Annotated in this window: 23 protein-coding genes and 1 tRNA gene; 11 read left to right on the forward strand and 13 right to left on the reverse strand. The window is 62.5% G+C overall.

What is annotated here, in order from left to right:
- Window positions 1-165: 165 nt before the first annotated feature.
- The 9 genes from ACYVHT_RS17815 to ACYVHT_RS17855 form a co-directional block, all read right to left on the reverse strand.
- Entirely contained in the window at window positions 166-1,482 is a 1,317-nt protein-coding gene (locus ACYVHT_RS17815; protein WP_460555002.1) for a site-specific integrase, read from the reverse strand.
- Between the two features lie 153 nt (window positions 1,483-1,635).
- Window positions 1,636-1,709, reverse strand: a tRNA-Asn gene (locus ACYVHT_RS17820).
- 110 nt (window positions 1,710-1,819) lie between these two features.
- On the reverse strand, window positions 1,820-2,269 hold the full coding sequence (locus tag ACYVHT_RS17825; RefSeq protein WP_460555005.1) for a Rieske (2Fe-2S) protein: 450 nt from the start codon (window positions 2,267-2,269) through the stop codon (window positions 1,820-1,822).
- 104 nt (window positions 2,270-2,373) lie between these two features.
- Window positions 2,374-3,345, reverse strand: coding sequence for a signal recognition particle-docking protein FtsY (gene ftsY, locus ACYVHT_RS17830; RefSeq protein WP_460555009.1), 972 nt, complete (start codon window positions 3,343-3,345; stop codon window positions 2,374-2,376).
- 175 nt (window positions 3,346-3,520) lie between these two features.
- Window positions 3,521-3,685 (reverse strand): DUF4295 domain-containing protein, encoded by a 165-nt coding sequence (locus ACYVHT_RS17835; protein WP_201985134.1) that lies wholly within the window; start codon window positions 3,683-3,685, stop codon window positions 3,521-3,523.
- 8 nt (window positions 3,686-3,693) lie between these two features.
- The gene (gene rpmG, locus ACYVHT_RS17840) at window positions 3,694-3,876 is read right to left on the reverse strand and encodes a 50S ribosomal protein L33 (RefSeq protein ID WP_046245291.1); all 183 of its coding nucleotides are present in this window, start codon (window positions 3,874-3,876) and stop codon (window positions 3,694-3,696) included.
- A gap of 108 nt (window positions 3,877-3,984) precedes the next feature.
- Window positions 3,985-5,643 carry an aminopeptidase P N-terminal domain-containing protein gene (locus tag ACYVHT_RS17845; protein ID WP_460555014.1) on the reverse strand — a complete coding sequence of 553 codons (1,659 nt, stop codon included), beginning with the start codon at window positions 5,641-5,643 and terminating at the stop codon, window positions 3,985-3,987.
- Between the two features lie 209 nt (window positions 5,644-5,852).
- Entirely contained in the window at window positions 5,853-6,092 is a 240-nt protein-coding gene (gene rpmB, locus ACYVHT_RS17850; protein WP_460555017.1) for a large ribosomal subunit protein bL28, read from the reverse strand.
- An 84-nt stretch (window positions 6,093-6,176) separates the two neighbouring features.
- Window positions 6,177-6,359, reverse strand: coding sequence for a DUF5522 domain-containing protein (locus tag ACYVHT_RS17855; protein WP_460555020.1), 183 nt, complete (start codon window positions 6,357-6,359; stop codon window positions 6,177-6,179).
- A 78-nt stretch (window positions 6,360-6,437) separates the two neighbouring features.
- Between ACYVHT_RS17855 and ACYVHT_RS17860 the strand changes: the two genes are divergently transcribed.
- The 6 genes from ACYVHT_RS17860 to ACYVHT_RS17885 all read left to right on the forward strand — a co-directional run bounded on the left by ACYVHT_RS17860 (window position 6,438) and on the right by ACYVHT_RS17885 (window position 11,703).
- A complete protein-coding gene (locus ACYVHT_RS17860; RefSeq protein ID WP_460555023.1) occupies window positions 6,438-6,944 on the forward strand; it encodes a hypothetical protein in 507 nt (168 codons plus the stop codon).
- Between the two features lie 66 nt (window positions 6,945-7,010).
- The gene (gene rocD, locus ACYVHT_RS17865) at window positions 7,011-8,264 is read left to right on the forward strand and encodes a PLP-dependent aminotransferase family protein (RefSeq protein ID WP_460555026.1); all 1,254 of its coding nucleotides are present in this window, start codon (window positions 7,011-7,013) and stop codon (window positions 8,262-8,264) included.
- A 102-nt stretch (window positions 8,265-8,366) separates the two neighbouring features.
- Window positions 8,367-9,506 carry an NAD(P)/FAD-dependent oxidoreductase gene (locus tag ACYVHT_RS17870; protein ID WP_460555029.1) on the forward strand — a complete coding sequence of 380 codons (1,140 nt, stop codon included), beginning with the start codon at window positions 8,367-8,369 and terminating at the stop codon, window positions 9,504-9,506.
- Between the two features lie 56 nt (window positions 9,507-9,562).
- Window positions 9,563-10,096 carry a hypothetical protein gene (locus tag ACYVHT_RS17875; protein WP_460555032.1) on the forward strand — a complete coding sequence of 178 codons (534 nt, stop codon included), beginning with the start codon at window positions 9,563-9,565 and terminating at the stop codon, window positions 10,094-10,096.
- A gap of 99 nt (window positions 10,097-10,195) precedes the next feature.
- On the forward strand, window positions 10,196-11,185 hold the full coding sequence (hemB, locus tag ACYVHT_RS17880) for a porphobilinogen synthase (protein WP_460555035.1): 990 nt from the start codon (window positions 10,196-10,198) through the stop codon (window positions 11,183-11,185).
- The gene (locus ACYVHT_RS17885) at window positions 11,185-11,703 is read left to right on the forward strand and encodes a GNAT family N-acetyltransferase (RefSeq protein WP_460555038.1); all 519 of its coding nucleotides are present in this window, start codon (window positions 11,185-11,187) and stop codon (window positions 11,701-11,703) included. Before hemB ends, ACYVHT_RS17885 begins: the two co-directional genes overlap by 1 nt.
- Here ACYVHT_RS17885 and ACYVHT_RS17890 read toward each other — a convergent pair.
- The gene (locus tag ACYVHT_RS17890; protein ID WP_460555040.1) at window positions 11,700-12,278 is read right to left on the reverse strand and encodes a hypothetical protein; all 579 of its coding nucleotides are present in this window, start codon (window positions 12,276-12,278) and stop codon (window positions 11,700-11,702) included. The two genes, ACYVHT_RS17885 and ACYVHT_RS17890, sit on opposite strands and share 4 nt — an antisense overlap.
- Window positions 12,279-12,291: 13 nt before the next feature.
- Entirely contained in the window at window positions 12,292-13,707 is a 1,416-nt protein-coding gene (locus ACYVHT_RS17895; protein ID WP_460555042.1) for an APC family permease, read from the reverse strand.
- 114 nt (window positions 13,708-13,821) lie between these two features.
- Here ACYVHT_RS17895 and ACYVHT_RS17900 point away from each other — a divergent pair, with 114 nt between their 5' ends.
- The 3 genes from ACYVHT_RS17900 to ACYVHT_RS17910 all read left to right on the forward strand — a co-directional run bounded on the left by ACYVHT_RS17900 (window position 13,822) and on the right by ACYVHT_RS17910 (window position 17,241).
- Window positions 13,822-14,754 carry a cation diffusion facilitator family transporter gene (locus ACYVHT_RS17900; protein ID WP_460555045.1) on the forward strand — a complete coding sequence of 311 codons (933 nt, stop codon included), beginning with the start codon at window positions 13,822-13,824 and terminating at the stop codon, window positions 14,752-14,754.
- A gap of 143 nt (window positions 14,755-14,897) precedes the next feature.
- Window positions 14,898-15,827 (forward strand): cation diffusion facilitator family transporter, encoded by a 930-nt coding sequence (locus tag ACYVHT_RS17905; protein WP_460555048.1) that lies wholly within the window; start codon window positions 14,898-14,900, stop codon window positions 15,825-15,827.
- A gap of 205 nt (window positions 15,828-16,032) precedes the next feature.
- Window positions 16,033-17,241: an amine oxidase gene (locus ACYVHT_RS17910; RefSeq protein ID WP_460555051.1), complete on the forward strand. Its 1,209-nt coding sequence runs from the start codon at window positions 16,033-16,035 to the stop codon at window positions 17,239-17,241.
- A gap of 36 nt (window positions 17,242-17,277) precedes the next feature.
- On the opposite strand, the gene ACYVHT_RS17915 is transcribed toward ACYVHT_RS17910, so the two are convergent.
- Window positions 17,278-18,162, reverse strand: a complete 885-nt coding sequence (locus tag ACYVHT_RS17915; protein WP_460555054.1) for an alpha/beta hydrolase — start codon at window positions 18,160-18,162, stop codon at window positions 17,278-17,280.
- A 229-nt stretch (window positions 18,163-18,391) separates the two neighbouring features.
- Between ACYVHT_RS17915 and ACYVHT_RS17920 the strand changes: the two genes are divergently transcribed.
- Window positions 18,392-19,162: a hypothetical protein gene (locus ACYVHT_RS17920; RefSeq protein WP_460555057.1), complete on the forward strand. Its 771-nt coding sequence runs from the start codon at window positions 18,392-18,394 to the stop codon at window positions 19,160-19,162.
- 79 nt (window positions 19,163-19,241) lie between these two features.
- Window positions 19,242-19,982 carry a hypothetical protein gene (locus tag ACYVHT_RS17925; protein ID WP_460555060.1) on the forward strand — a complete coding sequence of 247 codons (741 nt, stop codon included), beginning with the start codon at window positions 19,242-19,244 and terminating at the stop codon, window positions 19,980-19,982.
- A 155-nt stretch (window positions 19,983-20,137) separates the two neighbouring features.
- Here ACYVHT_RS17925 and ACYVHT_RS17930 read toward each other — a convergent pair whose 3' ends face one another.
- The gene (locus ACYVHT_RS17930; protein ID WP_460555063.1) at window positions 20,138-22,555 is read right to left on the reverse strand and encodes a M4 family metallopeptidase; all 2,418 of its coding nucleotides are present in this window, start codon (window positions 22,553-22,555) and stop codon (window positions 20,138-20,140) included.
- Window positions 22,556-22,801: the final 246 nt, after the last annotated feature.

Below are 22,801 nucleotides of genomic sequence, written 5' to 3' on the forward strand. Positions count from 1 at the left end.
GCTCGATGCGCATTTTTTGGCCTTTATTCACCTCGCCGCAACTGTCTTGTGGCTGCGCGACTGTTAACACTTCCTAGACATTATCCGGTTGGAGAAGGTCTATGTGCAAGCAGGATTAGCAGTAGAAATATAGGCCGTAGTCCATTCTAGCACCCATCTCCCAACTTACTTTAACTCATTCGGCACTGAACTATACCAATCCCCCAGAACCTCTTGCCACGCCTCCAAAACCGCAGGGGCAAGTAAGCGGGCTTTATCCTTAGCATAACGGTCCGTTACGTCTTCTTCCGCATGGCCAAGTACCAGCTTCGCTAATGCTTTGTTATTTTTGGATACCTGCTTCAACAACGTCGCTGCCGTATGCCGCGCTGTGTGGCTGCTGATAACCTGCCAGAGGGGCCGCCAATTGTGCTTCACCTTACCCCCGCTGATGCGTCGGTCATCCCATTCCCGGGTGAGGCCAGCCTCCTTAGCAACCTGCTTTATCCATTCATTTCGGTCTTGTTCCCGACGGGCCGGGAATTTCCAGCCCCACCGCTCGCCGATTTTTACCGCGATGGGTGGCAAGGGTACTGCCGCATCAAGACCCGTCTTTCCTTGTACGTGCAACAGCGCCGGCACCTTCTGACCGTCCTCTAGGGTGAGCACAGTCCGTTGCCGGTCAGCCTCGAATTTCTCCAGGTCCTCGTATCGACGCCCGCTGAAGCATTGAAACAACCACCGGTCACGCTCTTCAGCCAAATGCGCAGCTGTAGGTTTCCATTGAATTAAGCGTCGTAGTTCCGTAATCTCTAGGTCCAGCTGAGGGGCATTCTTCGCCGAGTATTGAAGCCACTGGGCATCGGTGGGTCTGCCCAGCCTCTCTAGGCACTTGCGGATACCCGTGAAATGAACTTTAATCGCGGCATCGCTGAGCTCTTGGTCGAGCAAATGGTTCAAGTAATCCTGCCCGACATCTTCGTTGAATTGTGCGGGTCGTAAGTCAGGCCGCCACGCCTCCATCATCGTGGCCATCTGGTCATACTTGCGCAGCGAGTCGATGGCAAGGTGCCGATTCTTCTCCTTCCATTGCTCCAGCACCTGCCGCCACGTCTGCACCGACAAGCTGGGGCCTGCTTCAGTTGTCGGAAAAAGATGGTGATACAACGTTGCTTTCGTAATCTTCTGAAAGGGAGCAGCGGCCCACAGCGTATCGAAGGCCGCCAGCACATCTCGCTCCCAGTCGTTCAACCGGTCATTCAGATTTAGGTAGTCGGGATGTTGATTCGTTACTCGGTCCATCTTGCCGTCCCACAGCGATACAGGCTCCCCCTTCTTACCCGGCTTTTGGAGCAGAATCCGTTCACCGGTTCGCAAATGCATCGTTTCACCATGCCAACGTGCCGTGATGCGCAAAACACACCACCCTTGCGCGTCAGCTTCGGCACGGAGAGGATAAAAGTGAACTTTGATTTTGTTTCTAAATCCGAGTGGACTTGTCATACTTTGGCTTCGCTCCGTACCCGTACCGGTTTTCGTACCGCTTTCCGTACCGATACAGCGTCCAATAGTGTTTTGGGCTGAATTGGAAAACCGCTCTGATGGGCTAGAAATGCGAATACCCGCCGGGTTTCGGCGGGTATTGCGGTGTTGTAGCGCTCCCTCCTGGGCTCGAACCAGGGACCCTCTGATTAACAGTCAGATGCTCTAACCGGCTGAGCTAAGGAAGCTTTTTCTAGTCCGAAACCCGGTTGTTGTTGTTTCGGAGTGCAAATCTACAACGGCTTTTCAGAGATGCACAAGGTCGCGGCAAGTTTTTTTTAAAAAATTTACCGCACAATCAGTTTGTGACGCTGAGAATATTACCCTGCAGGTTCGTAGCATATTGTTTTAGAGGACGTGACGTAGGCCCGCCGGTAATTTGGCCCTGTAAATCAAATTGCGAATTGCAGCATGAATCCCGCATAAAAAGCCGGGAACTGCGGTCCAGACTCACGGTTGAGCAGGCGTCATAAGGCCGGTACGGACAGTTGCGCTCAAAAGCCAGGTAAGAGTTGCCGGCCTGACGCACGACAATCACGCCCTTCACGCCACCAGCGCCAGCGGGGCCTTGCACGGGCAAGGTTACGGCTCCGTTGGGGGAGCGCAGATTCACGTACTCCTGGTTGGTCAGGTTAATGCTCAGATTTACCGGAGCATAAGGAATAAGCGGCTGGTCATCATTTTTCGACCCGCAGGCTGCAGCAGCCAGCAACGCACAGAAGCCGATAGGCAAAAGGAAACGACGCATACAAACCAGAATTGGGTAAATAGTAGCGCAGCAGCCTGGCTACGCTGCCTGTGAACCGCCGCAAGCCGGCGCTTGGTTTCGCGATAACGAAAACCCGAGCCCTGTTATTTCTTAAACAATGAATTGACGAACGTGTGCCGGTCAAACAGCTGCAGGTCGGTCATCTTCTCTCCCACCCCGATGTAGCGCACCGGGATGCTGAACTGGTCCGAGATGCCAATCACTACGCCGCCGCGCGCCGTGCCATCTAGCTTGGTAATGGCCAGGGCCGTGACTTCGGTGGCTTTGGTAAATTCCTTGGCTTGCAGGAAAGCGTTCTGGCCGGTGCTGCCGTCGAGCACCAGCAGCACTTCGTGCGGAGCGTCGGGAATCATCTTCTGCATCACCCGCTTGATTTTGCTCAGCTCGTTCATCAGGTTCACCTTGTTGTGCAGGCGGCCGGCCGTGTCGATGATAACCACGTCAGCATTCATTTCGACGCCCTTTTTCACGGCGTCGAAGGCCACCGAGGCGGGGTCGGTGTTCATGCCGTGGCTCACCACGGGCACGCCCACCCGCTCGCCCCAGATGATGAGCTGGTCGACGGCAGCAGCGCGGAAGGTATCGGCGGCGCCGAGCACCACCTTCTTGCCGGCCGAGTGAAAGCGGTGGGCCAGTTTGCCAATGGTGGTGGTTTTGCCCACCCCGTTTACGCCCACTACCATGATGACGTAGGGCTGGCCCGTGCTGCCCGCGCTGTCCAGCACGGCCGTCGAGCCGGATTTATTATCTTCCAGCAGGGCCGCAATTTCCTCGCGCAGGATGCGGTCAAGCTCGCCGGTGCTCACGTATTTGTCGCGGGCCACGCGGGCCTCGATGCGGTCGATGACCTTGACGGTGGTTTCGATGCCCACGTCGGCGTGCACCAGCAGGCTTTCCAGGTCATCGAGCACGGCTTCGTCCACGGTGCTCTTGCCCACCACGGCCTTGCTCAGCTGCTCGAAAAAGCTGGTTTTGGTTTTTTCCAGCCCGGCATCAAGCGAGGCTTGCTGGGCGGGGGTTTCCTTGTCCTTTTTAAAAAAATCGAAGAGGCCCATTGGGGAGGGTGTGAGGGTAAGAGGGCAAGAGTTCGGAAGTTACACAAGGTCAGCACACACCGCGCGGCAACGGTTTGCGTCTTCATAACCCCCTACCCTCTTACCCGCATAAACTAAAAAAGTCCCACGAAGGTGGGACTTTTTAAACTTTCTAAAGCCGAAACTGGCCGACAACTTATTTGTTGCCGGTAGCCAGGTACTCCTGCACTTTGTCGAGGAGAATCATTTCCTCCTTAAAGGTGTAGGCACCGGTCTTCTCCGATTTCACGGCACGAATCACCTTCGCCCAGTTCTTGGCGTTCTCGGTGGTTTTCAGCGTAGCAACTACTTTCTTAGCCATTGTTCAGGTTATTTAATTTCCTTGTGAACGGTCATTTTCTTGAGGATGGGGTTGAATTTCTTCAACTCGATGCGCTCAGGGGTATTCTTGCGGTTCTTGGTGGTGATGTAGCGCGAGGTGCCCGGCATCCCCGAGTTTTTATGCTCGGTGCATTCCATGATAACCTGCACCCGGTTTCCTTTCTTGGCCATCTCGACGGGGGTGTATGTTTTAAAATTTAGGACTGCAAAGGTACGGGGATTTTTTGGAACTGCAAAGTGCCTAACAGCATAAGCTTTAGCCTGCGCTATCGGCACCGCCTACCGCAGCTCCGGCAGCTTGAAGCCTTCCAGGGCGCTGGGCTCGGCCATGAGCTTTTCGATATCGGCCACGGTGCGGGGTGCTTCGGCCGAAAGGTTTTCGTAGCCGGTGGCCGTGATGAGGGCATCGTCTTCAATGCGCACGCCAATATTCCACCACTTGGGGTCGCAGGGCGAGCCGGCCGGGATGTAGATGCCGGGCTCCACGGTGATGACGTTGCCGGCCTGTAGTGGGCCGTAGCTGCCGCGGTCGTGCACGTCGAGGCCGAGGTAGTGGCTGGCCCCGTGGGGGTAGTATTTGCGGAAATCTTCTTTCTTCTTGATGATGCCGAGCTTGACCATGCCGGCGGCTACCACTTCCTGGGTGGCTTTGTTGGGAGCGTTGAACTCCGCGCCCGGCTTGCAGGCGGCGAAGCCGGCCTCCTGAGCGGCCAGCACCAGCTCGTAAATCTGGCGCTGGGCGGGGCTGAACGTGCCCGAGGGCGGCGCGGTGCGCGTCACATCGGCCGAGTAGCCGTGGTATTCGGCCCCGCAGTCCATGAGCACGAGGTCGTTGTCGAGGTGCTGGCGGTCGTCGGTTTCGTAGTGCAGGATGCAGGCGTTGGCGCCGCCGCCCACGATGCTGGGGTAGCCCTGGAACTCCGCGCCGTAGCGGCGGTACACGTACTCGTGCAGGCCCTGTACTTCCATTTCGCCCATGTCGGGGCGCAGCAGCTTCAGCACCTCGCGCTGGCCCTGGGCGCTGATGCGGATGGCGCGGCGCAGCAGGGCCAGCTCCTCGGGGGTTTTGATGGCGCGGAGGCCGTCGAGCTTTTCGCCGAGCGTGGCGTCGTCGAGGCGACCGGGCGGATGGGCTTCGATAGCGGCTTTGCGGCCGGCGTCGGTGGTGGCAGCCAGGAAATCCTTTAGCAGCGGGGAGGCACCCAGCGCCGGATTCTTCTTGATGGCTTCGCTGATGAAGGCATTGGCCCCTTTGCCATCGCGCAGGCCGTAGCGGCGGGTCATGTTCTCGGCTTCCGAGATGGTGGGGTTGTAGTTGCCTGCCAGGCCGGCCTGCTGGCGGAAGGTGTTTACCAGATTGTAGAGGTCGGCCGGGTCGCGGGCGTCGTCGCGCACGTCGGTGGGCAGGTTGTCGAACAGCACCTTATCGAAGTCGCTCCACCTGATGCCAGCGGCTTCGAAATCTTTGTTATCGGCGGCGAACTGCAGCTGCAGCTGGCCTTTGGCGCCGGCCGCGCCGAGGCGGCGGCCGGTCCACTGCTCGCGGCGCGGGTCGCGCGGCTGGGTAAACAGCGCCTCCGTCACGCCCGGCTGGCCGCCCACGGTGCGCGGCTCCTTGAAGAGCAGCAGCACGGCATCGGGCTCCTCGTAGCCGGTGAGGTAATGAAAATCAGGATTCTGGTGGTAAACGTAGTCCACGTCGTTGGCGCGATTGCGCACGGGGGCCGCAAACACCACGGCCACGCTGTTGGCGGGCAGCTGGGCGCGCAGCAATTCGCGCCGCTGCTTGTGGAAAGCGGGCGTGAGAAAATCGGTGGGCCGGGCGGGGGCCGGGTTTTCCACCAGCGGCTCGGGGATGGAGGCGGGTGTCTGGGCCAAGGCCGGGCACCCGGCCAGCAGCAGCCAGCCGCCGATAAATACCTGAGAAACGGGCCGCACCAACCGCGGCAACTGTGATAACGGGCGTAGTGGAGGCCGCATGGGATTCAGGCGTTACAAGAAAAATGGGCGATAGTGCAAGTTAGCCGCCAATAGACAAAGCCAGCGCCGATACAGTTGCCTGAGAGGCAAGCGTACCGGCGCTGGCTTTGACACTTTGGGGCGCGCAACCGGCTGTTTCAGCCGACGGCTTGCCGCAAAATCAGTTTCTAGTAAACGATGAAGCCCTGCTCCTTGGCCTTCTTCAGGACCGACATGATGCCGTTCTTGTTGATGGTGCGGATGGTGGAGGTTGCTACTTTCAGCGTCACCCAAGCATCCTGCTCGGGCACATAGAAGCGCTTTTTCTGCAGGTTCGGATAGAACTTGCGCTTGGTCTTGTTGTTAGCGTGCGAAACGTTGTTGCCAACGCGGGTACGCTTGCCGGTCAAATCACAAACACGGGCCATGATATCGGAGGGTTAAATAGTTACAAAGCAGGGAAACGGGCCGCAAATATCGGCAAAAGTCTGGCATTCACCAAACACCCCGGCTTATTTCTGGCCGGAAGCGCCCGGAGCGGCTGGTTTGGGCCGAAATTTCCAGGGACAGTGCCGGCAGCCGCTGCCGCAACAGCTGCCCCGGCGCAGGTGGTACTGCTCGGTAAAGACGAGGTAGCCTTCGGGCGTGTAGTAAAAATCGCCGGGTTGGAGCGGTTGCGGAACAGGAGCGGGCATTGGTGAATCAAAGTTATGACCGGGCGCGTTGAATGCGGAGCGGGTCGTACCTTGCTACTGCAATCTGCAATTTGTTCTATGAAAACGCCTACTCTCTTCGCGCGGCCGCTGTTGGCCGGAATGGCCTTATTGCTAGCGCTGCCCACCATTGGCCAGGCGCCGGCGCCGGTGGTGCTCACGGCGGCTACGGCCCCGGCGGGCGTGCGGCCGGCTCTCACGCGCGACGAAACCGCGCTGGCCGACCCCGTGCGCGAGGCCCTGCGCACGCTGCCCCAGGCGAAGAAGAAGTTTCTGGCGGGCCTGCCCATCGGTGACCAGTTTCTGCTGTCGGTGCGGGTGATTTCGACGGATACCAGCTTCCGGCAGGCGTCGGCGCGGGTGCTGGGCTGGCACGGCAACACGGTGCAGGCCCTGCTGCTGCCGCCCGCCAACGCCGATGCCAAAACCGAGCCCACGCCGGTGAGCTTCCCCGAAAATGCGGTGGTGGACTGGACGCTGCTGCGGGCCAGCGGCCGGGAGGAAGGCAACTACGTGGGCCGCTACATCGACACGTCGAAGCAGGTGGAAAATATGCCGTTTCGGTAGGCGGGCGGCATCCTGCGGGCAGGAAAATCGTAGTTTCGTGGGCTCACCAACTTTCCCACCTGACTTATGAACACGTCCTCCTCCCCCACTGCCACCGGCAGCCGCGCCGCGCAGCTGATGCAGCTCGAAGAACAATACGGTGCCCACAACTACCATCCACTGCCCGTGGTGCTGGCCAAAGGCGAAGGCGTGCATCTGTGGGACGTTGACAACAAGCACTACTACGATTTCCTGTCCGCCTACTCGGCCGTGAACCAGGGGCATTGCCACCCGCGCATTATCGGGGCGCTCACCAGGCAGGCGCAGCAGCTCACGCTCACGTCGCGGGCGTTTTTCAACGACCAGCTGGGCGCGGCCGAAAAGCAGCTCTGCGAGCTGTTTGGCTACGACAAAGCCCTGCTGATGAACTCCGGGGCCGAAGCCGTGGAAACCGCCCTGAAGCTGGCCCGCAAGTGGGGCTACCAGGAAAAAGGCATTGCGCCAAACATGGCCCGCATCATCGTGGCCGAGCACAACTTCCACGGGCGCACCACGGGCATCATTTCCTTCAGCACCGACGGCGACAGCACGGGCGGCTTCGGGCCCTACATGCCGGGCTACCAGGTGGTGCCGTACGATGACCTGGAAGCACTGGAAGCAGCCGTGAAGGAGCCGCACGTCTGCGCCTTTCTGGTCGAGCCCATTCAGGGCGAAGCGGGCGTAATGGTGCCATCGGAGGGGTATCTGAAGAAGGCGAAGGCGGTGTGTGAAGCGCACAACGTGCTGTTTATCGCCGATGAAATCCAGACCGGGCTGGGCCGCACGGGCCGCATGCTGGCCTGCGACTACGAAGGCGTGGACCCGGATATTCTCATTCTGGGCAAGGCCCTGAGCGGCGGCGTGCTGCCGGTGTCGGCGGTGCTGGCCAATGATATTATCATGCTCACCATTCAGCCGGGGCAGCACGGCTCCACCTTCGGCGGCAACCCGCTGGCCTGCGCCGTGATGCGCGCCGCCCTGGACGTGATTCAGGACGAAAAGCTGGCCGAAAACGCGTTCCGCCTGGGCGAAATCTTCCGCGAGCGGATGCGGCAGGTGCAGGCCAGGCGCCCCGAAACCGTGGACCTGGTGCGCGGCAAAGGGCTTCTGAACGCCGTGGTTATCATTCCCGCCGAAGACGGCCGCACGGCCTGGGACGTGTGCGTGAGCCTGATGGAGCACGGCGTGCTGGCCAAGCCCACGCACGGCGACATCATCCGCTTTGCCCCGCCGCTGGTGATTACCGAGGAGCAGCTGCACGCGGCCTGCGATATCATCGAGGAGGTAATTCTGGCGTTTTGATTGGAGACATGGGACGGTGGGATACGAGAACTGAGGCGAGCACTGTCGGCAAAGAGCTGATTCCTAGAATCTCATTTCTCGCGTCTCACTTCTCATAGTCTCATGTCTCATCCCAATCTTTCTTACTGGGAACACCAGTCCTTCTTCGGCCCGGCCGACGTGGCCATCATCGGCGCAGGCCTGGTGGGCCTCACGGCGGCGCTGTACCTGAAGCAGCGCCGGCCCGGCTGGCGCGTGGTGGTGCTGGAACGCGGCGCGCTGCCCAGTGGGGCATCGACCAAGAATGCGGGCTTTGCCTGCTTCGGGTCGGTTTCGGAGTTGCTTGAGCAGGAAAAGCGCGGCGACTTGCAGGCCGTGGTGGCCGCCCGCTGCGAAGGGCTGGCCCGGCTGCGCGAGCTGCTGGGCGATGCCGCGCTGGACTACCAGCCGGTGGGCGGCTACGAGCTTTTCCGGCACGAGGAATCCGCGCTGGCGGCCGAATGCCGGGCAAAAATCGACTACTTCAACGCCCTGCTGGCGCCGGTGGTGGGCCACGGCCGCACCTTTCGGGACGCAAGCGGGGAGGCGAAGCGCTTCGGCTTTGGCGGCGTAGGCACTTTGCTTAAAAACGAGCACGAAGGTAGCCTCGATGCCGGGCGCATGATGCGCACCCTGCTGGCCCGCGTGTGGGCGGCCGACGTGCCGGTGCTCGCCAATTGCGCGGCGAACACCCTTGAAGCATCGGCCGGGGGCCACGCGCTGCGGCTGGCCAACGGGGCCACCGTGGAAGCCGGCCGGGTGCTGCTGGCCACCAATGCGTTTGCCCAAGAGCTGCTGCCGGCGCTGGCCGTGACGCCCGGCCGCGGCCAGGTGCTGGTGACCGCGCCGCTGCCGGCTGTGCAGCTGCCCGGCACGTTTCATTACGACCACGGCTACGCCTACTTCCGGCAGCTGCCCGACCACCGCATTTTGCTGGGCGGCGGCCGCAACCTGGATTTCGCGGCGGAAGAAACGACCGAGCCCGGCCTCACGCCCACGGTGCAGGCTTACCTCGAAAACCTGCTGCACGACGTCATCGTGCCCGGCCGGACGCCGCGCATCGACTACCGCTGGAGCGGGGTGATGGGCTTCGGGCCGGCGTTGGCTCCGATTATCGACTGGGTGCGGCCGGGCCTGCTGGCCGCCGTGCGCTGCAACGGCATGGGCGTGGCTCTGGGCGCGGGCACCGGCTGGCGCGCCGCCGAAATGCTGGCCGGCGCATAGCGAAAACCGGCGCAGCTTCGTAGAGCACAGTTCAGATTACCTTTTTGGCTTCCCTTATGCGTTTTGCTACTCGTTCCCGGTCACTTTTTGCGGCGGCGCTGTCGTTACTAGTCGTTTTTCTGGGCCTGCTGAGTGGCTGCCAAAGCAGCCGGCCCGGCTTCTCGTTTCAGCCAGCCCCGCAGCGGCCCGCGCGCGTGGAAACCACGGCTGCCCCAGCGGCCACCCCAGCCGCAGTGGGTACCGCCGTGGCAGGGGCTCCGGCCGCTCAGCCGCTGCCCCCGCAGCTGCGGGGGCAGCGCAAGGCCCGGCGGCAGGCGTCGGCGGCCCGGGTTGCAGCAATAGCGAAGGCCGTTCTGGCGCCTAAAATCGGGCGCGCGGCGCTGCTGCCGCGGCGGGCGCTGCTCCAGCGGCCCCACGCCACGGCCGAGGCCGGGCTGGGCACCACGGTGCTGGGCGTGCTGGGCCTTATAGCGCTGCCCATTGCCGCCGTCGGGCTGATTCTGAGCGGGGGCGGCCTGGGCTGGATAATTGTGGGCGGGCTGGCGGCGCTGGCCGTGCTGGTGGCGTACATCGACCCGTTTGGGCGGTAGTTGGGGCTTTGGGGCGAACTTTGCGGCGCGTTTTCGCTTGTTAGGAATTGGTTTTATCATTTCGCTCGCCCCAGGCGCTGGCCTGACGTTTCCCAATTTATGCTCCCAACCCACCGCCCCCGCCGCAACCGCAAGTCTGCCGTCATTCGTGACATGGTGCAGGAAACCCGCCTCACCGCTCACGATTTCATCTACCCCATCTTCATCACCGAAGGCCAGAACCAGACCGAGGAAATCAAGTCGATGCCCGGCATCATGCGCTTCACGGCCGACCGGGTGATGGACGAAATCGGGCAGTGCGTGGAGCTGGGCGTGAAAGCCTTCGCGCCCTTTCCCAACATCAACGAAGTGCTGAAGGACCCGATGGCCCGCGAGAGCACCAACCTGGAGGGCCTCTACCTGAAAACCGTGGCCGACATCAAGCGCCAGTTTCCGGAGGTCGTCCTCATGACCGACGTGGCCATGGACCCCTACAGCTCCGACGGCCACGACGGCGTGGTGGACCCCGATTCGGGCGAAATTCTCAACGACCCCAGCCTGGAAGTGCTGGGCCAGATGGCCCTGGCCCAGGCCCGCGCCGGGGCCGACATCATCGGGCCGAGCGACATGATGGACGGCCGCGTGGCCTGGATTCGGCGGGTGCTGGACGAGAACGGCTTCCAGCACGTCAGCATCATGAGCTACACGGCCAAGTACGCGTCGGCCTTCTACGGGCCGTTTCGGGATGCGCTGTCGTCGGCTCCCAAGAAAGGCGACAAGAAAAGCTACCAGATGAACCCCGCCAACCGCCTGGAGGCCCTGCGCGAGCTGGCGCTGGACGAGGCCGAAGGCGCCGACATGGTGATGATAAAGCCGGCCCTGAGCTACCTCGACATCATTCGGGAAGTGAAAAACCACACCCACCTGCCCGTGACGGCCTACAACGTGAGCGGCGAGTACGCCATGATAAAAGCCGCCGCCCAAAACGGCTGGGTTAATGGCGAGCGCACCATGATGGAGGTGCTCATGAGCATCAAGCGCGCCGGGGCTGATGCGATTCTGACCTACTTCGCCAAGGAGGCGGCGGCCGTTTTGCGCCGGGGCTACTAATGGACTTGAGCAAGCCCACCACCCGCCGCGCCACGCGGGCCGATGTGCCGGCCATTCTGGCCCTGGTGCGACGGGTGGTGCCGCTGATGCAGGCCAGCGGCAATTTTCAGTGGTCAGCCGACTACCCGAACGAGGCCGTTTTTCTGGCCGATATCGGGCACGAACAGCTGTGGGTGGCGGAACTGGACGGGACAGTAGCCGGCGTGGCCGCCCTCACCCAGGACCAGGACGAAGAGTACGCCCAGGCCGACTGGGACGTGACCGCGCCGGCCCTCGTGACGCACCGCCTGGCCGTGGACCCGGCCGCCCAGGGCCGGGGCGTAGCGCTGGCGTTGATGGCCGAGGCTGAACGGCAAGCGGTGGCGCTGGGCCTGAAAGTGCTGCGCGTAGATACCAACTCCGAGAATGCCGCCACGCAGCGGCTGTTTCCGAAGCTGGGCTACCGGTTTGCGGGCGAAATCACGCTGGCGTTTCGGCCGGGGCTGCGGTTCTTCTGCTACGAGAAGCGGCTGGGCTAGTCGGGGAGTGCAAAGGCGGCCAGGGCGGCGAGCTCTTCGGTGAGCTGTTTTTCCCAGGCGGCTTGCTTGTCTACGAACAAGCCGTACTTTGTTTCGTCGGCGTATTGAATTTGCCGCTCGTGAGCCGTTTCGTAAGCACTCCTGATGAGGTCGTTGAGGTCGGGTCGGCCAATTAAAACCATGCGTCTGGCATTGGCTTTCAACTCCCGGCGCAGGCGGCGGGCCGCAACCTCGTTGATGTCCCACAGGGTTTGCAGGTAGCGCAGCTGTAGCGCCACGGCCGTTTGGTCGGCCGAATCGAGGTAGGAGCCCGAACGATTGAACACGTTCTTCACCACCTGATTGGCCTTTTTGCCCAGCAGGTCATACACGTTGCCATTGACTTCGAGGCCCAGATTGGCAACGCTTTGGCTCAGGTTGTTTTGCGGCCGGATGCGCAGCTTGAAGTCGCTGGCCTGCAGATGCCGGGTGGCGCTCCATTGCAGGTAGCCGGCCGGCAGCGGCTTGCCAACCTGCGCAAAGCCAACCAGGCTTTGCAACAAAAGCAGGCACGATAACAGGCAGCGGATGCTCATGCGGCTGGGGATGCTAAGATTGGATTGCTTTGCTTTCAAACGGCCAGCGCTTCAGGCTCCGGCTCCAGAGCAGGAACGCCACCGTGCCCAGCGCCATCATGCCCAGGGCGGCGAGTTGGAAATAGAGTTTGAACTGCACGCCGCCCCACGTCACCTCAGCCGGCGCGATGCCCACGAACACGAACAGCCACACCGCAATGGCCAGGATGACGGGCAACGGATAAAGCGGCATCTTGAACGGCAGCGCGCTGGTGCCGCGCCGCCGCCGGAGCAGCATCAGCCCCACGGCCTGGCCCACAAACTGCACCAGAATCCGCATGGCCAGAATGGCCGAAATCACCTCGCCCAGCCGGAACAGCAGGCTGAACACGAAGCCCACGCCGCCCAGCAGCAGCAGCGACACGTAGGGGAACTGCTTGGTGGGGTGCAGCTTGCCGAACACGGGCAGAAACTCGCCGTCGGCCGCCGCCGCGTAGGGGATGCGCGAGTAGCCCAGCAGCACCGCAAACAGCGAGGCAAACGCCACCAGCAGCACCATGCCCGTGGCCACGGTAGCGGCCGTGGGCCCATACAGCCGCTCCATAAATACGCTGATGATGAACTGCGACTTGTCGCCGGCACCGGCCTGCCAGGCCTTCACTTCCTGCCACGGAATGACCGTGCCCACGCTCCAGTTCAGCAGCAGGTAGAGCGCCGCGATGCCCAGAATGCTCAGGAAAATGCTGCGCGGAATCACCTTTTCCGGCCCTTTGATTTCGGCCCCGAGGTGGCACACGTTGTAGTAGCCGAGGTAGGAATAGATGGTTTTGACAGCCGCCTGGCCCATAGCGGCCGAAATCAGCAGCCCCGGCAGGGCCGAGAAGCCGCCGCTGGGGAAAACATCGACGTGGTGGTTGGGATGCGTGACGCCGCCGAAAATCAGCCAGCCCATCAGGCTCAGCACGCCTACCCACAGGGCCACGCCCAGCTTGCCAATGTCCTCGATGCGGCGGTAGAGCAGCACGATGAGCAGCAGCACTACGGTGCCAGCCACGGCCTTGGGCTGCCACCACTCGGTCATCGGCACGAGGTAGCCGAAGTATTGGGCGAAGCCGATGGCGCCGGAGGCCAGCACCAGCGGCGACTGAATGAGCGTCTGCCACACGTAGAGAAACGACATGTAGCGGCCCCACTTCTGCTCGCCGTAGGCCAGCTTGAGGAAGCGGTAGCTGCCGCCGGCTTCGGGGTAGGCCGCGCCCAGCTCGCTCCAGATGAGGCCATCGACCGAAGCCAGGGCCGCGCCCACCAGCCAGGCCAGCAGGAAATTCGGCCCCATAAAGCCCATCACGAGCGGCAGGGTGACAAAGGGGCCGATTCCGACCATGTCAATCATATTAAGCGCGGTGGCTTGAACGAGGCCGAGGCGGCGCTGCAAAGTAGGTGCGGACATGAGACGAAAGTAGCGCGGACTTTTAGTCCGCGAGAGGAACTGTAACAACTCGCGGACTAAAAGTCCGCGCTACGTTTCACCAACCCCGGCCGCCGCCGCCGCGTAAGCCCCGGCATGAGTTCACCGGGTTCGTCTTCCAAATTCGCCATTTACGGGGCCATCGGGGCCAATGTCGCCATTGCCGTGAGCAAGTTCGTGGCGGCGTATTTCACCGGCTCGTCGGCCATGCTCTCGGAGGGCATTCACTCGCTGGTAGACAGCGGCAACGGCCTGCTCATCCTGCACGGCGTGCGCCAGGCCGAGAAGCCCGCCGACAAGCGCCACCCCTTCGGCCGCAGCAAGGAGCTGTACTTCTGGGCCCTGATTGTGGCCATTCTGGTGTTTTCGGTGGGAGGCGGCATGTCGCTCTACGAGGGCATCGAGCACCTCAAGCACCCCGCCCCCCTCTCCGACCCCACCTGGAACTACTGGGTGCTGGGCCTCTCGCTGCTGTTTGAGGGCATTTCCTGTTTCCTGGCCTTCAAAGCGTTCAATGCCGACCGGGGCGAGGCCGGCTTCTGGGACACGCTGCGCCGGAGCAAGGACCCGTCGGTGTTTGCCATTCTGCTCGAAGACCTGGCCGCGCTGCTGGGCCTGGTCATTGCGCTGCTGGGCGTGTATTTCGGCCATTTGCTGAACAACCCTTACCTCGACGGCGCGGCGTCCATTGCCATTGGCGTGCTGCTGGTGGGCGTGGCGCTGTTCCTCATCTACAAAACCAAGCGCCTGCTGGTGGGCACCGGCGTCGACGACGAAACCGTGGATGCCATCGAAGCCCTGGTGAAAGCCCAGCCCAATGTCGAGCAGGTGGGCCTGCCGCTCACCTCCTACCTCGGCCCGGCCGATGTGATTCTGGCGCTTGATGTGGAGTTTGCTCATCATCTTACTTCCGAGGAAATCGAGCAGGCCATCGACAAGCTGCAGGATGATATCCGGGCCAAGTACCCCGAGATGAAACGGATTTTTGTGGAGGCCAAGTCGCTGTCGAGCCGGCCGGTATCGGCTTAATGGCAAAAAGCCAGCACGTCATGCTAATCGCAGCCGAAGCATCTCTACCGCAAGCGTAAATCTAATTACTTACCCGGCAGAGATGCTTCGGCTGCGCTCGGCATGACGTTCTTTGAATCCCTATAATTTCCTATCCCCGCCTTATGGCCAACGCCAACGCATCCAAGCTTTCCCTTTATGGCGGCATTGCCGCCAACGTCGCCATTGCCGTGAGCAAGTTTGTGGCAGCGTATTTCACCGGCTCGTCGGCCATGCTGTCGGAGGGCATTCACTCGCTCGTGGACACCGGCAACAGCGGGCTGCTGCTCTACGGCACCGCCCAAAGCCAGCGCCCGCCCGATGCCGAGCACCCCTTCGGGCACAGCAAGGAGCTGTACTTCTGGGGCCTGATTGTGGCCGTGCTCATCTTCGCCATCGGCGGCGGCATGTCGTTCTACGAGGGCATCAAGCACATTCAGCACCCCGAGCCCATCGAGGACGCGGGCTGGAACTACGTGGTGCTGGGCCTGTCCTTTCTGTTTGAGGGCATTGCGTTTTACCTCTCGGTGAAGGCCCTGCTGGCCCAGGCCGATGCCAACGTGGGCTTCGTGAAGATGCTGCGCACCAGCCGCGACCCGGCCGTGTTTGCCTCGGTGATGGAAAACCTGGCCGCGCTGGTGGGCCTGGCCGTAGCCGGGCTGGGCGTGTTTCTGGGCCACTTGCTGAACAACCCGTATTTCGACGGGGGGGCGTCCATCGTTATCGGCCTGCTGCTGATGCTGGTGGCGGTGTTTCTGGTGGGCCGCACCAAGGGCCTGCTGGTGGGCACCGGCGTCGATGCGCTCACGCTGGCCAACCTCGAGCGCATTGCCCGCGACCAGCCGCAGGTGCGCGAAATCCGCTCGCCCCTCACCATGTACCTCGGGCCGAACGACGTGATTATGGCCCTCGACGTGGACTTTGCCGACAACCTGAATTCTACGCAGGTCGCGGCGGCCGTCGAGCATTTGCAGGACGCCATCCGGGCCGAGCACCCCGAGGTGCAGCGCATTTTCATCGAGGCCAAGAACCTGGTGCAGACGGCTAGAGCGTAGGGTGCGGGGCTTGCCCCCGCCCGTCGTTGAACAGCGCCCTGGAAGTCGCACAAACGGCGGGCGACGGCAAGCCCCGCCCCGGCCCTGGCCGCTACAATAAGCCCGACCTTAACCCTGACCGCGTTTTTTCGGTTTAAGCCATACGATGCCCGCGCCCGCCCAACCGGCAGGCGCGGGCATTTGCCCATTATGCAGCATCCTTCCTATGGCCATTCTTACCCCCGATTCCAGCCCGTTTCAGTCCTTTTGGTGGGGCGGCTATGAGTGCACCGACCAGCTCAACGCCTTCGGCAACCGCGTCGATTTCCTGCCCCTCACCGGCCACCTGCAGCTGATTGACCAGGATTATGCCGCCCAAAAGCCGTTCAACATCGGCACCGTGCGCGAGGGCATTCGCTGGGCCATGATTGAGAAAACGCCCTACCACTACGATTTCAGCACCGTGAAAATGATGCTGGACGCCGGCCGGCGCCACGGCGTGCAGCAAATCTGGGACCTGTGCCACTTCGGCTACCCCGACGACCTCACGCCGCTGCACCCCATGTTTGCCCGGCGCTTCGCGGCGCTGTGCCGCGCGTTTGTGGATTTCTATCGTTCCGAACGGCCCGACGACGTGCTCATCGTCACGCCCATCAACGAGGTGAGCTTCATCAGCTGGCTGGGCGGCGATGCCAACGGCACCACGCCCTACTGCCACGGCCAAGGCTGGCGCGTGAAATACGGCCTGATGCGCGCCTACATCGAGGGCAGCTACGCCCTACGCGAGGCCGACCCCGGCATTCGCCTGCTCACCACCGAGCCGCTCATCAGCATTGTGCCGCCGCCCAACCCCTGGGCCAGCCACCGCCGCGAAGCCCGCGACGCCCACAACAACCAGTTTCAGGCCACCGACATCCTCTGCGGCCGGCTCTGCCCCGAGCTGGGCGGCAGCCCCGAGCTGCTCGACATTGTGGGCTTCAACTACTACTACGACAACCAGTGGCAGCTCCACCCCTATCAGAAGCTGGGCTGGAACGACACCGTGATGGACCCGCGCTGGGTGCCGCTGCACCAGCTGCTGCGCAAGGCCCACCAGCGCTACGGCCGCCCCTTCGCCATCACCGAAACCAGCCACCCCGGGGTGGACCGCCCCATCTGGTGGCGCATGATTGCCGACGAGTGCGCCCAGGTGCTGCGCAAGGGCCTGCCGCTGCAGGGCGTGTGCATCTACCCGCTCATCGACCGGCCCGACTGGGACCACCTGCACCAGTGGCACCAGTCCGGCCTCTGGGATGCCGACCTCTCGCAGCCCGGCCCGGCCCGCGTGCTGCACCAGCCCAGCGCCGAGGCGCTGCTGCAGGCCCAGGCCGTGGTGGCCGCCGCCAAGCCGCCCCGGCGGCGCGTGCTGCTGCCCCAGCTGCCGGAGCTGCTGTGAGTGCACACGCTGGCTGACATGCTGCTGTTGAAATTCTTACGCGCCCACCAGCTTCAGCACGCCCTGATAAATAATATTGTGCTGCCAGTACAGCTGCAGCACCATGGGCACGTGGTGGCGGCCGGGAATGATGGTGTACGGCGGGGCCTGCCCGGTGGCCTTCAGCCGGTCGCGGAAGCGGCCGGAGCTGCCGCTGATGCTGGGGTAGGTTTCGCCGCCGATGTAGAAGACGAACGGCGGCAGGCCCGGCCGAATCTTGTAGATGGCCGACACCTCTTTCCATACCGCCGGGTCGTTGCCGAACGGCACCTTATACTTTTCGTCGCTTTCGTACTTCATTTCCCGGAGGTAGCTGTACATGTCCAGCCCGGCGGGGTCGTCGAGGATAGCGCCGCGCACGGGGTTTTGCGGGAGGCCGTTGCGGGCCAGCAGCTCATCATCCGTCGCCAATAAGGCCGCCAGCCCGCCGCCGGCCGAGTGGCCCATCACAAACACGCGGGCCGGGTCGCCGCCGTATTGGTGAATATTATTCACCGTCCAGGCCAGGGCGCGGGCACAGTCGGCGGCCTGCCCGGGCACGTGCACGGGCGGGGCAAGGCGGTAGTTGATGATGACGGCCACCACCCCCTGCCTGGCCAGCCGCCGGCCGATGAAGGTGTAGAGGTTCTTGCTGCCGCTCGTCCAGCTGCCGCCGTGAATGAACAGCACCACCGGGTAGCCGGCCGCATTGGGCGCAGCTTTTTTGGGCGAATACACGTCCAGAATGTGACGCTCCTTATCGAAATCGGAGGTTGAGGCGGCCACGTAGGCCAGGTCTTTGGTACGGTGGCTGGGGCGGGCCATCGCATATTCGGTGGCCAGCACCACCACCACGGCGGCCAGCAGCACGGCCACGGGAGTCAGCAAAAGGAAACGACGCATAAAAATCCGGAACCCGGCGGGGGCCGCCAACGGTTGGCCGCCTGCCCCACCTACGCCCGGCATGGCCCGGCAGTTTGCCGGCAGCAGCGCGAACTTTTGGCTCGCGCCCGGGCGGCACGGGGACGCGAACGAAAAGTCCGCACTACTGCGGCTGGCTTTATCTTTGCCAATTACCCGGCCGGCCGCGTTTTAGCAGGTGGTTGGCCTCACTTATTTCTTTGCTGTATCTGTGTTGATTTCCGCTTCGCTCAAAACCATTTCGCAGGCGCTGGCGGCCGGGCTGCTGTTGGGCCTGCTGGCCGCGCACCCCGCCCAGGCCCAGCGCAAGGGCCACGCCACCGCCGCCAACCCCGATGGCAGCCTGGCCCCCACAACCGCGGCCGCCCCGGTGCCGGCCCGCCTTCAGCCGCTGTTTGGGGGCCTCACGCCGGCGCAGGCCACGCAGCTGCTCGGCGAGGCCCGGCTCAAGGCCATTGCGGGCAGCTTCGCCTCGGCAGACGAGGCCAGCACGTTCTTCACCACCAAGGGCTTCGACTACCTGCGCGAAAACAAGCCCGATACGGCCGCCTACCGCTTCAACCTGGCCTGGCTGCTCAACCCCCGGAATGCCGAAGCCTACCGGGGCCTGGGCATCATTGCCAGTGCCCAGCCTACGCCCGATGCCGCCATTGGCCTGCTCGCCAAGGGGCTGGCCCTCTCGCCCAGCAGCACCCTGCTCATGAGCGACCTGGGCACCAGCTACCTCATCCGCTACGGCCTCACCAAGAAGAAAAAAGACCTCAGCACCGGCATGGAGCTGCTCCAGAAAACCACTGCCCTGGAGCCCACCAACGCCGTGGCCTGGCAGCAGCTGGCCCGGGGCTACTACTACCAGGAGAAATACGCCGAAGCCTGGGATGCCGTGCACAAAGGCCAGAACGCCAGCGTGACCAGCCTCGACTTCGACCTCATCAGCGACCTGTTGGCCAAGCTGCCCGACCCGCTGGGCACCTTTAAATAAGTATCCGCCGTAGACGATTCCTCGCAGCTGGCGCGTTAGCGGCCACGCAGGCGGCTTTTCTTTAGCTTATTCATTCTGTATGCGGTTTCGAACGTGGATTATGGGGGCCCTGGCGGCGGGCGTATTTGGCGGGCAGTCGGCCCAGGCGCAGTTTCAGCGGCACGTGCGCCACTACAACAGCCAGGGCCGCCCCTACTACGCGGGGCCGCTGCGCCTCACGCTGGGCGGCGGCACGGCGCTCTACAACGGCGACCTGGGCAGCAGCCCCGGCGACAACTTCTTCGGTCCGGCCCTGAGCCTGGGCGTGCTCTACCGCCTCACGCCGCACCTGCACCTGGGCAGCGAGTTTTCGTACGTGAAGGTGGGCGCGCGCGACAAGCTCAAGGAGCGCGGCCTAGCCTTCATCAGCACCAACGGGCTGGGCACGGTCTTTTTCCGGTTCGATTTGCTGCCCGATGAGTCCGTCTTTGCATCGTCGATGGCCGAGGCGCCCGTGTTTCAGGTGTTTGTGCAGGGGGGCGCGGGGCTGCTGCTCTACAATCCTCACTCCTACGTTGGCACTACCAGTGTCGACACCGACTACGCCGGCTTTCTGCCGCCCGAACGCAACGACTACCCCGCCCTGGCCGGCGTGGCCCCGGTGGGCGGCGGCATTGGCGTGCGCCTCACCGACCAGCTCCGCGCCAACCTCGAAGCCAACTACTACTTCACCACCACCGACCAGTTCGACGACGTGAGCAGCCTGCGCCTCGGCGAAGCCTCCAAAAGCAACGACGGCTTCGGCACCCTGATGCTGAAGGTGGAATACTCGCTGAAGTAGCTGAAGTAGTGGATACCGTATTTTTCAGCCCGTCATGCTGAGCGAAGTCGAAGCATGACGGGCCGCTTTATTGCAGTGAGACGACCAAACCTCCAGTAAAAAAGGCCCGCCAGCAATGCTGACGGGCCTTTTTATTCACTAGCTCAGAAAGACGGTTATTCCTTCACGAAGCGCTGGCGGAACGTCTGCTGCCCGTCGCTCACGCTCAGGGTGTACATACCCTTGGCCAGGCTGCCGATGCTGAGCACACCGTTGGCATAGGGCAGGCCGCTGACGCGGGCCCCGCGCAGGTCTGTCACCACCACGCTAGTGATTTCGGCATCACCCAGCGCCAGGTTGAGGCGGTCGGTGGCCGGGTTGGGGTAAATGGCCAGCGTACGGGTGGCTTCGCTCGGCGAGCTGTTGCCGGTGAGGGCCGTGGTGCCGCCGGTGAGGGCCGCGCCGCCGGTGATGTTCACGGTGTAGTCCTCGGTTTCGCCGTAGCTATAGGTGCCGCAGCTGGTGGTGGCCGAGTTGTCGCTCAGCACCACGCGCATCCGGGTGGTGCCGTTTTTGGCCGTGGTGGGCACCGTGAAGCTGAAGGAGCGGTTGATGGCACTGGTGCTGGCAGCGGCATTCACTACCAGCTCCCCGGCATCGGTGAACACACCGTTTTTGTTGTAGTCGATGTACATTTTCACATACTCCGAGTAGGCCGAGCTCACGAAACCGGCCGACACCGTGAAGGTCTGCGCAACGCCGGCGGCGAGGCTGGGCGCCGTCAGGGCCGTACCGTTGTAGTAGCCGCCATCGGCTCCCGAGGTGCGGGCCAGGCTGCCCACGGCCACGTAGTCGATGTACTCATAGGCTACGCTGCTGCCATTGCTGGTGCAATACGTAACAGTGCCACCGCCGCCGCCACCGGCCGCTGCGCCCACGCCCACGGCAAACCAGGCATTGGTTACGGCCGTGACCTGGGCCGAGCCGGCCCCGTAGAGGTCCGTGGCCGCCTGAATGGCGTAGGTCCGAGCCTGCGAGTAGGTGGAGCTGGCCGTCATGTACACGCTTTCCATGCGGTAGGTGATTTTGGCCGCCGCATCGAGGCCCACGCCGGTTACGCTGTACACGCCACCGCCTTCGTTGGTGCCCGACTTGCCCACCGCCAGGATGTAGAACCAGTGGTTGAGCACGCCCGAGTTGGTGTGCACGCCGCCCTGGTCGTTGGCATTGGAGGGCGACGACGACAGCGGCGCCCAGTACTGGCCTTTATAGTAAGCCGGCTGGCCCAACGACTTGGGGTCGCTCATCGAGCGCAAAGCGGCCTGCTGCTTGTCGATTTCCTCGCCAATGAGCCAGGTCGATTTGGCCTTCACGCCGCCCGAGGTGAAGCCCAGAGTAGCCACGGCATACGCCTCAATGCTGGCGCCCCAGATGTCGGACAGGCCTTCGTTCATCGCGCCCGATTCGTTGGCGTAGGTCAGGTTGGCCGTTTTCTCGCACACCGCGTGGCCGATTTCGTGGCCGCACACGTCCAGCGACGTGAGGGGGCGGAAACGGGTAGCGCCGTCGCCGTAGGTCATGCGCACGCCGTCCCAGTAGGCGTTTTCGTAGCCGGCTCCGCCGGGCACGTCGTCGAAGTGCACGTAGCTCTTGATTTTGGCACCGGCGTTGTCGTAGCTGTTGCGGCCGTGCACGTTTTTCCAGTAGTCGTAGGTGGCCTGGGCGCCCACGTGGGCGTCGCCGGCCACGTTGTCGAAGTTGGCGTTGTTGTATTCAGCCGCCGTCCAGTTGTTGTCGGCGTCGATGAAGTCTACGGCCGAGGTGTAGCTGTTGCTCTTGCGGCAGTTGTAGGTTTCGATGCCCTGGCCACGGGTGGTGCCTTCGCGCAGGAAGTAGCCGCCGGTGGTGGTGCCGTCGGCAAAGGAGCGGGTGCCGCTGTAGGCCGTGGCAAAGGTGCCGGTAGCCGCCGCGTGCTTGATGATGTTGTCCTGCAGCACTACCGCGCCGGTGCGGGCATCCACGTACACATACGCCCGGCTGATGGGCGCGGCGGCGTAGATGTTAAATTTCCAGGCCAGCACCAGCGGGCCGTTTTCCACGCGGGCATCGCGCACAATCACCAGCTCGCCGGTGGGCCGGAACGAAGCGGCGTCGGCGTCGGTGGTCTGCCACATATACTTGTGGGCTCCCACATGCTCCAGGGCGTGCGCCAGCGCAGCCGTTTCATTCAACGAAGGCGTGATGCTCAGGCCCTGCACCTTTTCGTAGTCGCCGCTGATGCTTTCCACCGCGCCGGCTTTGGAGTGCACCGTATAGTCGGCGTGCTCCACGCGGATGCCCTGGTAGTATTGGGCAAATTTCTGGTGGGTGAAGCCGAGCTGGTCGGTTTCGGCGCTGCGCTGCACCATCTGGTCGGCATTGCCGAGGCCAAGCTGCTGGCGCAGCACCTGGTCGCCGCTCAGGCCCTGCAAGGCCGTTTTGCCGGCGGTGCTGAACTGCACCAGCACGGGCTGGTTGTCATCGCCTAATACTTTGGTTTGGATGCGCGAGGCATCCTGTGCGCTGGCCGTGGTAGCAGCCAGGGTGCCGAGCATTAACAATGCAGCAGCAGAGTATTGTTTTCTCATGTAAAAAATTGTGGTGAATGAGGTGAGTTGCTGCTTCGCCAAAAATTTAAATTTTCGCATCAAAGCAGCCACAACAATAGATTATTTTTCATCATAATTCCATTAATATTGCCAATACCATTATAAATGCCAAAATTTTATACAAACACCTGGATTAAAATAGCATTAAACCAAAATAAAATAGCCCTTTGAATAGTCCAATAATGTGGACTA

This window comes from Hymenobacter daeguensis (genome assembly GCF_054780555.1).